Origin of the sequence: Shimazuella kribbensis DSM 45090, from assembly GCF_000428065.1 — a bacterium.
GTDB classification, from domain to species: domain Bacteria; phylum Bacillota; class Bacilli; order Thermoactinomycetales; family Thermoactinomycetaceae; genus Shimazuella; species Shimazuella kribbensis.
In genome coordinates this window covers 1-5,159 of sequence record NZ_ATZF01000042.1, presented here as the reverse complement: position 1 = coordinate 5,159, position 5,159 = coordinate 1, and the positions used below count along the sequence as shown (strand labels likewise).

General features: G+C 41.0%; 5 protein-coding genes. 2 read left to right on the top strand and 3 right to left on the bottom strand.

Features of this window, described 5'->3' with window-relative positions; all coding sequences use genetic code 11:
- Window positions 1-200: 200 nt before the first annotated feature.
- On the top strand, window positions 201-404 hold the full coding sequence (locus tag A3GQ_RS0121035) for a hypothetical protein (protein WP_028778708.1): 204 nt from the start codon (window positions 201-203) through the stop codon (window positions 402-404).
- A 340-nt stretch (window positions 405-744) separates the two neighbouring features.
- On the opposite strand, the gene A3GQ_RS0121030 is transcribed toward A3GQ_RS0121035, so the two are convergent.
- Window positions 745-1,605 (bottom strand): AraC family transcriptional regulator, encoded by an 861-nt coding sequence (locus A3GQ_RS0121030; protein WP_028778707.1) that lies wholly within the window; start codon window positions 1,603-1,605, stop codon window positions 745-747.
- A gap of 445 nt (window positions 1,606-2,050) precedes the next feature.
- Here A3GQ_RS0121030 and A3GQ_RS0121025 point away from each other — a divergent pair, with 445 nt between their 5' ends.
- Entirely contained in the window at window positions 2,051-3,376 is a 1,326-nt protein-coding gene (locus A3GQ_RS0121025; protein WP_028778706.1) for an MATE family efflux transporter, read from the top strand.
- 359 nt (window positions 3,377-3,735) lie between these two features.
- Here the strand turns inward: A3GQ_RS0121025 and A3GQ_RS0121015 are convergent, their stop codons facing one another.
- Window positions 3,736-4,014, bottom strand: a complete 279-nt coding sequence (locus tag A3GQ_RS0121015; RefSeq protein WP_028778705.1) for a hypothetical protein — start codon at window positions 4,012-4,014, stop codon at window positions 3,736-3,738.
- 1,017 nt (window positions 4,015-5,031) lie between these two features.
- Window positions 5,032-5,159 (bottom strand): IS3 family transposase (locus tag A3GQ_RS26470; RefSeq protein WP_083964352.1); only part of this gene is annotated, 128 nt, incomplete at its 5' end.

The following is a 5,159-nucleotide window of genomic DNA, read 5'->3' as shown; positions in this document are numbered from 1 at the left end:
GGTGGCTCTTTTGCTTTTTATAAAAGGGATTCACATGTTTTTGTCGTATTCTTCATATTGGAAAAAATCAGGAGGGATACATATATGAGCATTTCATTAATCGTATGTCTGTAAGCATGGGAGCCTCTATTTTGAGGCTCTTTTGCGTTTTATTTTTCTATGTTATCATGTACTTTCGCTCTACACGAAGGAGAAATCAGATGTCCGCAAAGGATGAAAAGGAAGCCTGGGAGAACGAAGCCAAGGAAGCTGCTGATGATCTCCGGCATCTTCTGGCGAACTACCCGCTTCCGGACACCCCCGAAGGCAGGACAACGCATGAATATGCGGAAGATGCTCTTCGTGAGCACACCGCGCTCAATCTCGCTGAAGCTGCCGAGAAGGGTGCCCAGGGTCTGAACTGACCTCTCTAGAGCATCAAGACGGATTCACTGTATTCTGGTATCCACCAGTCAATATGGTGAATCCGTCGCCGTTTGGTGGCTCTTTTGCTTTGCTCGAAATTTTGCTTCTATCACTATATTTATGCTTTGTGATGGATTATCATTTTCAGAATTCAAAAGCTGTGGAGATCCCTTAGAATCGAAACTGAGGCTATATACGGGTCTCGATAGAATTTTATTAATATTATATTTGCCATAAACAGGCTGCATAGCGTTCCAGCCTATCCAACCTGCTCTCATATATTCTTAGAAACTAACCCAGAGTTTTTTAAGTAGTTGATCATCTATCACAAATTCCTATTTATTTTATTGGAATCCAGATTTCAGAATATAAATTCGGGTTGGAAGGATCATCGTCTGAATACACTTCTAGTTCAGGTGTACCCGCATGCTCATAGCCACTAGATGGGAACCACTCTGAAAAAATTTGTTTCCAAATTTTCGGCATGGCATCTGGCATTGGTCCATGAACTTCAAAAACAGCCCATTTGGACGCAGGAATATTTAAGCTTAATAATCCTTTAGGCACATCACCATCGTATTCTGTAGCTATCCAATAATCCATTTGATTTGGTTGCACATGACTTTTATCCACACATACACCTAGTATGCCCTTAATTTTTCCATTGTTTAATCGGAAAAGTAAACCGTTGGTTCCGTCCTGATGGACTTCATTCCAAAGTTTTGGAATACCTACTAAATTTTCTTCATTTACTAATGAAAATCCCCGTTTAACACCAATTACTTGGAATGTATCTCTTTCTGTAATTCTATACCTCATTGGTTCTGCCCCTTTCAAACTTACCTGTATAATCAAGCGATTATAGGATTGTAACTTTCCAACTCCATTTCGTACTTCAGTGGGGGTGACTCCATGTTGTCTGCGAAAAGCTTTTGAGAATGCCTCAGGGGTTTCATAGCCATATTTGAAGGCAAGGTCAATAATTTTGCAATTGGTTCTAGTCAATTCTTCAGCAGCTAAAGTTAAACGACGTCTTCGAAGATATTCACCAACATTTATATCAGTCAGTATCGTAAAGGTTCTTTGAAAGTAAAAGGATGATGTATTTACTTGCCTTGCTATACTTTCTATACTCAGATCTTCCAATAAATGTTGTTCCATGTAGTCTATAGCCTTTTGCAATGACCCCACCCATTCCATATCGCTCACTCCCTAATAGAATTCTAACGGTTTCCATTAACTAAATCCTGTCATTTTGTGCTCTGTTAGGACAGGTCGTACTAATTGTATCCCACAATTGATTTTAGACATCGTTATTTAGTTCTGTTTATAAGTTCCGATTTTTAAATTAGATTTTGGACTTTATGTATTTTAATCCTTCTATTGTTATTATTTCGTATGGTTGTTGCACTCATTTGGACAGATGGCGGCAAAATTGAGCTTCGTTACCTCCACCCCTGCAAGGGGCAGAGGTCTGTTTCCTTTGCGTGAATTGAGAGAGGGAAATAATCAACAGATTATTTCCTGAAATTACTTGTATCTCCCCTGAACCCCTGTTACCCGACCCCTCTATATATATAAAATTCGCAAATCTAAGCTATAATGGAAGAGTCCCGAGAGATCCTTCTTAGTAGAAAGAAAAATCATGCAATTGCGAAGTAGTTTGCAGCAGGTGTGGAAACACCCTGTGAGTAAAACGGTGATCGAAATGTTTTTCGGTCAGCTGCTACTTTTCGTAGATGGATTGCTGGTTGCATCGTTGGGTCTGGTGTCCATCAATGCTGTAGGAGTGACCAGTATGCTGCTACTGTCCTATGGCATTATCGTGTATTCCATTGCTATCGCCTCCGCCAACAAAGTTGGCAAGATTGTTGGCGAGAACAGGAGTACAGAATTGCAAAAAGAGGCAGTTGTCGTTCAGGCGTTTTACCTAACAAGCAAAATCAGCTTGGTTCTAGGTGTCATGACACTTTATTTCGCCCCACAACTGCTCGAGATCTGTAGAGCAGACCCAGAAACTGTAGAACAAGGGTCTGTATATCTCTGCATCGTGGGAGGACTCTATCTCCTCGATGCACTACGGATTCAGGCAGCATGCAGCCTAAGGGCTGTGAAGGAATTCAATGCGCCAGTGTGGTCAGCAGTCTGGATGAATGTCGTTCATTTCGTACTGGCACCTGTGGCTCTTTACGGGCTGAATGCGGGCCTCAAGGGAGCAGGATGGGCAACTGTGTTGAGCCAATCCATTGGCTTGCTACTCCTGCTGCGTCCTCTTCGGAGGTCCTATCTAGGCAAGATCCCATGGAAGTGGAACTGGTCCGTTCAACGAATGCTGATCACCCTCTCATGGAGGGAAATCGTTCGGGGTGCGATTCTTCGTGTAACACTTGTGTACTACGCGAGCGCATTCTTCTTGTATGGACCAAAAGCCTATGAGGCATTCCGCATCCATGAGCAGTTTGTCCATCGGTCATATGTGTTCTTGGACGCCTTCGTCTTCGCACTGAGTCCCCTCGTTAGCACTTTGTACGGGAAGAACAATAAGGAGGAGGATCGGAAACTGGTGAGACTTGTGACTCGGATGACACTCTGTGTCGTTGGAGTGATGGGCAGTTTGGGTCTCCTGATGTGGGCTGGGTCGGACTGGATCATCGGTTTCTATACTGACGATCCCACCACAGCAGTCATCGCAAAGCAGATGTTCCTTACAAGTGCCTTCTGGCTCCCTCCGTTTACCTGTTTCTGTGTGCTGAATGGCGTACTTAGGTCAGTCGAAGAACTGAGTGCCAGCATGGTTATCGGTATCCTCACATCTGTCGTCTGGATGGGATCCGTGATTCTTATCCAACAGATGCAATGGGGTGTGACCGCCCTCCTCATCTCCTACGTCGCATTCGATATGACGAGGGGGTCTCTCGTGACCGGATGTTTTTTCACTGGATGGTGGAGAAAGAAAAAACGTCGCCACTAACCGTGAAAGAGGTCCAAAAGCATCTCCTCCTTCTACGAAATGGAGGGGGTGCAAAATAGTTTTGCAAGTAGGGTATTTTTGCCCATCCCCACGAAATGGTGGAATAAGGACACAAATTGATACCTTGTCACTAGGTCAGATAGGAGGGAATCAGACATGGAACAAGTTCTAATCTTTGAGAAATATTCGTCACTTGATCTTCAAAATCAGATAAATGACTGGATTAAAGTGAATCACAAGATGTATAGAGCCTGTTGCATAATTGACTAACCATAGCCCCCTTCCTCTGCGATCTTCCCACTTGTGCATATAGGTTTCCTCATTTGTCTACAAGTGTATCCTCGTCGCCAATTTTATTGTTAACCAAGTAATTCTGCTACTATTAACTCGTATTCATCATATGTAATTTCATCATTTTGAAGTTGTAAAAAAGTATCGTGTATGGTGTCCAACATATAGAGTTCATTAGATGATATACATTCATCAACGATTCTAGAAAACGAAAGGATTTTATTATGTTCTAAGTGATAACGAATAACAAAGTCACCTATTTCCTCTCGGTAAAATTCTGCATTTTCATTTGTTCCAGCTAACAAAAGGTACTCTTCCAGTAGTGTTCTGCGGTATTGTTTGCTCATTGTCTAATCTCCTTTAAACTTTCCTAAAATTACATGTATCTCCCCCGAGATGACAAGCATATTTGGATCATGATTTTTCGTTATTAATTTACTTGTTTGTGAAACAAACAAGTTTTCGTAAATAGATGATTGCTAAAAGAATTGGTTCATTGCTCGGTTGCTGGTTCTCGGCTTGTATGGAATACCTTGATGGCTCAAGAAGTTTCTCTATGAGAACAATCAATACTAGCTGAAAAAGATCCACTGATCTCCCAATGAGAATTATCTCTAATTTTCACAATTTTCTGTTATAATTTGTGAATTTGTAATATTCATAAAGGAAGAGGTTTTGTAATGAAAGGCATATGGATAGGTGTTTTGTCTGGAGTCATCATCATAGCGTTGCTTGGCATTGGTATGGGTATTCTAGGCGGTACTTAGAGAATTCAGGAGCTTTTTAGCAGGTTTGTTTATAGCTTATTTGGCAACCGGATTTTTCGCAGCCTTTCGACAGGGCAATCATCCCTTTCGTAATGCAGTCATAGCTGCAATCATCTTGTGTGTTTTCAATATGTTATGTGGATTGTTACTAAATCCGATTCCATTGGTCATATGTATAGTAGCCTTAATCCTTACTTCTATCCTTGCTTTAACAGGAGCTTTCTTTGGACATATTTTTTCAAAACCTAGGAGTTAATTCCTAGGTTTGTTAATAACGGATTCAAGATAACGATCCCAAACATTCTTTTAAACTCAACTATCTCTCTTGATTACACTAGAAGCAAGTACGCTAGATGGAATCTACAGACACAATTGACGATTCTGTGGTAGTAATTCACTTTAAAGAATAGGTTGGTGGACGCACGTTTGCAGGTCATGTATAGGTTTTTGAAAATCAAATTTGACTTTTTTCGTCCAATTTTGATTTTTATTGTACCAATTCAATTTCATGTGAAAATCCCTCTTTTCATTTTTTGGGCATAAAAAAGGACCTGATCTTTGAACTTACCCCTGTCAAGTAGACAGTAAGAAAAAAGCCTAAGCGACCAATGTTCTCCGGTACTCTACTGAAGAACATTGGTTTAATCTTTTCTGGAAACGTTCATGGTTATAGAAGCCAATGTAATCTTGGACAGCTTGAAGAAGCTCCTGTTCTGTTTTACACT